The sequence below is a fragment of the Psychrobacter sp. genome, from assembly GCF_018260395.1.
Taxonomy (GTDB): Bacteria; Pseudomonadota; Gammaproteobacteria; order Pseudomonadales; family Moraxellaceae; genus Psychrobacter.
Map to the genome: position 1 here is coordinate 1 of NZ_JAGLBC010000140.1, position 6,125 is coordinate 6,125.

6 protein-coding genes are annotated in these 6,125 nt (G+C 40.3%); 1 reads left to right on the forward strand and 5 read right to left on the reverse strand.

Features of this window, described 5'->3' with window-relative positions:
* Positions 1–239: 239 nt before the first annotated feature.
* A complete protein-coding gene (locus tag QZ265_RS09310) occupies positions 240–1,490 on the forward strand; it encodes a TerD family protein (RefSeq protein ID WP_296405565.1) in 1,251 nt (416 codons plus the stop codon).
* A gap of 141 nt (positions 1,491–1,631) precedes the next feature.
* On the opposite strand, the gene QZ265_RS09315 is transcribed toward QZ265_RS09310, so the two are convergent.
* The 5 genes from QZ265_RS09315 to QZ265_RS09335 form a co-directional block, all read right to left on the reverse strand.
* Positions 1,632–2,246 (reverse strand): TerD family protein, encoded by a 615-nt coding sequence (locus QZ265_RS09315; RefSeq protein WP_296405567.1) that lies wholly within the window; start codon positions 2,244–2,246, stop codon positions 1,632–1,634.
* A 153-nt stretch (positions 2,247–2,399) separates the two neighbouring features.
* On the reverse strand, positions 2,400–3,152 hold the full coding sequence (locus tag QZ265_RS09320; protein WP_296405568.1) for a TIGR00266 family protein: 753 nt from the start codon (positions 3,150–3,152) through the stop codon (positions 2,400–2,402).
* Positions 3,153–3,281: 129 nt separating this feature from the next.
* Entirely contained in the window at positions 3,282–3,857 is a 576-nt protein-coding gene (locus QZ265_RS09325; protein ID WP_296405570.1) for a TerD family protein, read from the reverse strand.
* 342 nt (positions 3,858–4,199) lie between these two features.
* Positions 4,200–5,288 carry a DUF475 domain-containing protein gene (locus QZ265_RS09330; RefSeq protein ID WP_296405571.1) on the reverse strand — a complete coding sequence of 363 codons (1,089 nt, stop codon included), beginning with the start codon at positions 5,286–5,288 and terminating at the stop codon, positions 4,200–4,202.
* Positions 5,289–5,446: 158 nt separating this feature from the next.
* A complete protein-coding gene (locus QZ265_RS09335; RefSeq protein ID WP_296405573.1) occupies positions 5,447–6,022 on the reverse strand; it encodes a TerD family protein in 576 nt (191 codons plus the stop codon).
* Positions 6,023–6,125 lie beyond the last annotated feature (103 nt).

Consider the following 6,125-nt stretch of genomic DNA (forward strand, 5'->3'; position numbering starts at 1 on the left):
ACTTAATTTGTCTATTAAGTCTGTTTTTTCTTTCGATTTATATTGGCTTTTCATTTGCTTTTCATTCGCTTGTTAATTTTACTTTTTTTATGGTTGAATCTGCTAGACTGATAAAACATTGTTTCGTTCATTTGTTAGTTATATATCGTGGACTATAATCATTAAGGGTTATGCCTGAATAAAGCATATTAAACTTAAAAGCCCTAGTTACTAATATAAGAGTGTTGCGGAGAGTTGTTATGAGTCAGACCCTAATTGCAGGTGCCAATGCGCCACTACCTACTGATAATATAAGCGTGCGTGTTTTAAGTGAACAGCCTATTGATTGCGTGGCCTACCGCTTGACTGAGAATGGCAAGGTGCGTGGTGATGGGGACATGGTATTTTATGGGCAGACCCGTAGCGATGATAGCAGTATCAGTCATCGCGGGCATGATACAGACGCCTTTTTTGACATAAATTTAACAACTCAGCCTCAAAGCATTGAAAAAATTGCCTTGGCTTTTTCAAGCAATCAGCCCTTATCACAATTGGGCGACATCCAATTACAAGTGCTCCAAGGCGCTACTGTACTGATGACTTGCCAAGTTCAAAGCGCAAATCGTAGCGAAAAAGCTCTTATTTTAGGGGAATGCTATCGTCGCCAAGGACAATGGAAATTTCGTTTTATTTCCCAAGGGTTTGATGGGGGCTTAAAACCACTTTCTGAGCATTTTGGGGTGGAAATCGCTGATGATGTATCCACATCACCACCTACCTCAACACGTACATCACCACCTACACCAAGCCCGCAAAAATCACCGCAATCGTTACAGCAGACACCACCGCCTATCAGCTCCACCGCACCACAATCGGTTAATTTATCCAAAATTAGTTTAACTAAGAATCAATCGAGCATTAACCTAAAGAAAAAAGACGACTTTGGTAAAATTACTGTCAACCTTAACTGGAATCGTCAAACCGATAACGGGTCATCTAATACAATCAAAAAGAAAGGTTTTTTAAATGATCTTTTTGCGGCAAAATCAAATGGTATCGATCTCGATGTCGGTGCTATGGTGCATCTAGCTAATGGTGAACGCACCTTAATTCAAGCACTTGGTGATCGTTTTGGCGACCTACAAAAAGCACCTTATGTGCTATTGCGTGGCGATGATCGCACAGGCCAAAATCAAGATGGTGAATGGCTTGATATCAATGGCGCTCGGTGGAGCGATATCAAAGAAGTGTTCATCTTTGCCTTTATCTACGAAGGTGCGCCAAACTGGGCCCAGACTGATGGCATAATCACCATTTATGTCCCCGACCAGCCACCTATCGAAACTAGAATGACCGAAGGTAATAACGCCTCTGGTATGTGCGCAGTTGCACGTTTGGTAAACCAAAACGGCAGTATCAATGTTGAGCGTATTAACCGCTATTTCTCAGGTCATCAGCAGATGGATGAAGCTTTTGGATGGGGCTTTAGTTGGAAACGAGCTCGTAAATAAGGCAGCTTTTATTAGGTTCATTTGATTTTTAGAATAAAAAACGCTGATCTAAGTCAGCGTTTTTTTTATTATTGAAAGTATGTCATGTTTAGCTTTTGTAGAGCAATCTAGTGGCATTCACCACCTTAACCCTATTTGCTATTAAGCATGTGGGGTTATAGACGGCATTAAATCATTAAACGTGCGACCGCTCGCCACTTCGCCAATGGCATGCATCTTCCACTCACCATTATGAAGGTAAACTTTGGCCATAACCATTGCGGTATGGTTGCCTTGCGATGATAAATTATAACGTGCTACTTCAGCATTATTACTGCCATTTATGATACGGCAATAAGCGTTTTCAACAGTTGAAAAATTCTGACCGGTAAAGCTGTTTACGGTAAATACCAATGATTTGACATTGGCTGGGATTTTGGTCAAATCAACATTGATGACCTCATCATCACCGTCACCAGCGCCAGTGCGATTGTCGCCTGTATGCACGATACTGCCATCTTTTGAGCGTAATTGATTAAACCAAATGGCATCAATAGGCTGTTTATTGTCATCAAACATAATGCATGAAGCATCAAGATCAATACTGTCACCGCCTGAACCGCCACCACCAAAAAGATTGCCTAAAAAGCCGCCTTTCTTAGTAGGTGCAGCAGAACCAGCAACATCCCAGCCTAAGCCCATTTTAATTTGAGTTAGATTGCCACCAGCTTCTTTGCTCAGTGAAATCTTTTGTCCTTTTTGCAGATTAACTGCCATATTACTTATCCTTGATATTTTGATATAGTAATTTATAGTGATATATGAGTGAAATGTTAAGTATCTTTAAGTGATTCAAGAAGTGACTCGAGTTCTAAGTTAATTTAGCTAAAATCTATATTGTTGTTAAAATATAGTTGTTAAAATATACTACTATAAAATGTTATCTAAAAATCCGCCACTGCCACCACGGCCACCTGAGCTGCTGCCGAGTATGCTTTGGACCCAACCACGATAAGTATCTCGATTGCGCGAACAGATAATTACCTTACCTTGACCTGAGAAGTTAAGCACCATACCCTCGCCACTGGTGACGGAGTTAATGATATTGCTCATAATGCCTTTTTTCTTACTGGTTGAGACCGATAGACTGTATTGAAGAGTGGAGTCCCAACAGACCACATGACCATTATCAATGACCACATCTTTGCCTGGAGTAACCTCTATTTCAAACAAAGAGCCAAAGCCAGATACCACAAGCTGACCATTACCCTGGGTTTGCATAACTACAAATCCACCGGTATCGCCAAACACAGCTCCGCCCAAATTGCGTTGAATATTTGCCTTCACTTCTACATCACGTGTTGCGGCAACAAAAGCGCCGTCACTTAAGGTATATTGCTGAGCACCAATATCTAAAATCTGCATATCGCCATCTAAAGTGGGGGCCAATAAACAGTCCCCTTCGCCGTTTGTGGCGGCAATCTCTTGTTGGAATAAAGATTCGTCATTGGCAAATCGGCGCATTAAGGACTGCATCAAACCACCTTGCAGTTTACCTTTAAGCTCAAGGTTGTTCTCCATCATAACCATAGCATTGGCTTCACAATAAATTGAGTCGCCTTGCTTTAAATTACAATGTAAAAAAGGCTCGATGGTACCTATCAAACTGAAGGTTGCCGCCATAATGCTGTCCTTATGCACCGTTGTATTGCTACACTAAATGATACGCTTATTACATCAGCTTAGGTCTTTAAGCTTTGGTTGGTAAAGATACTGTTTAAGCTGTTAGTTCTGAATTTATTGCTAAATCTATTAAACCGCAACGCCATATGAAGCTGCTAATGGACCCAAACCACCACTAAAGCCTTGACCTACAGCACGGAACTTCCACTCACCATTGTGGCGATAAACTTCACCAAAAATCATTGCAGTTTCTGTACTGCCATCTTCTGATAAGTCAAAACGAGCAATTTCAGTACCGCCATTATCGTTAACAACACGAATAAAGGCATCGGCAACTTGACCAAAGTTTTGGTTGCGAGCTTGACCTTCATAGATGATGGCACAAACGGCAATTTTTGATACATCACTGGGTACTCTTGTTAGGTCAACCTTAATGGCTTCATCATCACCATCACCTTCACCGGTACGGTTATCACCGGTATGTTCAACTGACCCATCACCAGATTTTAGATTGTTAAAGAAAATAAAATCTTGGTCATTGCGCACTTTACCGGCATCATTTAATAAAAATGCGATAGCATCTAGATCAAAGTCTTGTCCATCTGTAGCACGAGGATCCCAGCCTAAGCCAATAGTCATATTGGTTAAACCTGGTGCTTCTTTTGATAAGTTGACGTTACCGCCTTTTGTTAAGCTAATAGCCATGATATTTTCCTTTATCGTTATATAAAAGTTAGTTAGTACAAAAGTTAAATAAGTTATTATTACTATTTAGTTAGTCTTGATTTTGAATGACTTTCATCAGTCTAGTATCTTATCAATGTTAACTGTCATGATAATTTATGCTGATATAAATACTAGACAATAAAAAACGAGAGTCGAAACTCTCGTTAACTATACTTACTGCAAGACCGATAATCAAGACGATTTACCAAATCACTTAAAGCCGGTTAGACACAGTTATAAAGTGAATTTAACCAAACCATAATTCATTTAAATGTTACAGTTCGTTAGTAATTTAGCTTACTATTTATAATTACAGAATGGCTAGATTTTACCTGCTTGCTCTAACTTTTTGAATCTAATAGAAGCTAAAACTGCCCACCCAATAAATGCGATACCAATTAGACCTGTTACAATTTCTGGAACATGGAACTTCATTGATAACAACATAATTACTGCTAAAGCGCCAATAGCATAGTGCGCACCGTGCTCAAGGTAAATAAACTCATCAAGAGTCCCTTTATCCACCAAGAAAATGGTCATCGAACGCACGAACATAGCACCAATGGCCAGACCTAACATAATGATAATCACATCATTGGTAATCGCAAACGCACCAATTACACCGTCAAAACTAAATGACGCATCTAATACTTCTAGATATAAGAATCCAGCAATACCACCCTTCATCACTGCACTACCAACATTTGCAGAGCTATTGCCTTTGGTGGCAACTTCACCGTCCTCTAATGCTTCTTCAGCTTCCTCAAGATCGCCCTCAAGCATGCCTGATACCACTTGAACACCCAAGTAAACCAAGATGCCCCAAATGCCAGCTATTAGTACAACTAGCGTTTGTTCCTCATGAACCCATGATAATGAAATCATCAAAATAGCAAGAGCCACAAATACACTCATGGCATCAACATCGCCAAACTTAGCCAAGCGTCTTTCCAACCAACCGAACCAATGCACGTCTTTATCGTCAAATAAGAAGTTTAAGAATACCAATAGTAAGAACATGCCACCGAAAGCTGAAATCTCTGCATGGTGCGCCATTAATTTGGCTGAGTACTCCGTTGGATTATATAAAGCCAAGTTAATAACATCCATCATACCCATGTCAGCGGTCACTGCCACAATAACAATCGGGAATACCAGACGCATACCAAATACCGCGATTAAAATACCAACGGTTAAAAATATCATTTTCCAAAACTTGTCCCAATGCTTAAGCACTGAGGCGTTAACCACCGCATTATCAAATGATAAAGAGATTTCCATTACCGCCAAAATAGCAGTAATGGAGAGCGCTGATATCAGTCCGCTCATACCGCCATGAGAGTATCCCCACCAAGCGGCCACTATTAAGGCGATTGTTGTAAAAATAAAGTCGAAATAAAAATGTTTCATTACCTATCCTGTCGTAAAATCATATTGTCTGGTGCTAAGTCTTTGACCCCAAAGATAGGCGTCTAATTGACCAAATTATGCGCATATATTTAGGCGCTTATAAAGTGGGTTTAGGGTAACTACTTCAGACCAACTTCCATCCAAACAGCTCAAGTCGTTTAGATGACAACACCATAGCTTTGACACATCGCTTGTAAACCGCCGGAATAACCTTGGCCGACGGCTCGGAATTTCCACTCGCCATTATGCCGATAAACTTCGCCAAATACCATGGCTGTTTCGACAGAGTAATCCTCAGCCAAATCAAAGCGGACTACCTCTACTCCGGTCTCTTCATTCACCACACGAATAAAAGCATTGGCAACTTGTCCAAAGTTTTGGTTACGTACCTGACCATCATGAATGGTCACAGTGACCACCACTTTATCCACATCTACAGGCACGCGAGATAGGTCTACTTTGATAACTTCGTCATCGCCATCACCTTCACCTGTACGGTTATCACCTGTGTGTTCGACCGCGCCATTATCAGATTTTAATTGATTATAAAAAATGAAATCATGATCGCCACGAACACGTCCTGCGTTATTCAACAAAAAGACGCTGGCATCCAAGTCAAATTCAGCACCAGATGTCGCACGTTCATCCCATCCCAATCCAATTAACAGCTTATTTAAATTAGGGTCTGTTTTAGTCAGTGATAAGTTTCCACCTTTACTTAAAGATAATGCCATAATCCTATCCTTATATTTATATTAATTATTGAACTACTTTTAGCAATCATTAGGGTGTGTTGAACATTGGGATAAAAAGAAGGTGACAAAAAAATAGCAAACG

Excerpts from the sequence above, each read along its gene's own strand:
- QZ265_RS09335 (WP_296405573.1), bottom strand. The coding sequence starts at position 6,022 with ATGGCATTATCTTTAAGTAAAGGTGGAAACTTATCACTGACTAAAACA.
- QZ265_RS09330 (WP_296405571.1), bottom strand. The coding sequence starts at position 5,288 with ATGAAACATTTTTATTTCGACTTTATTTTTACAACAATCGCCTTAATA.
- QZ265_RS09320 (WP_296405568.1), bottom strand. The coding sequence starts at position 3,152 with ATGGCGGCAACCTTCAGTTTGATAGGTACCATCGAGCCTTTTTTACAT.
- QZ265_RS09315 (WP_296405567.1), bottom strand. The coding sequence starts at position 2,246 with ATGGCAGTTAATCTGCAAAAAGGACAAAAGATTTCACTGAGCAAAGAA.
- QZ265_RS09325 (WP_296405570.1), bottom strand. The coding sequence starts at position 3,857 with ATGGCTATTAGCTTAACAAAAGGCGGTAACGTCAACTTATCAAAAGAA.
- QZ265_RS09310 (WP_296405565.1), top strand. The coding sequence starts at position 240 with ATGAGTCAGACCCTAATTGCAGGTGCCAATGCGCCACTACCTACTGAT.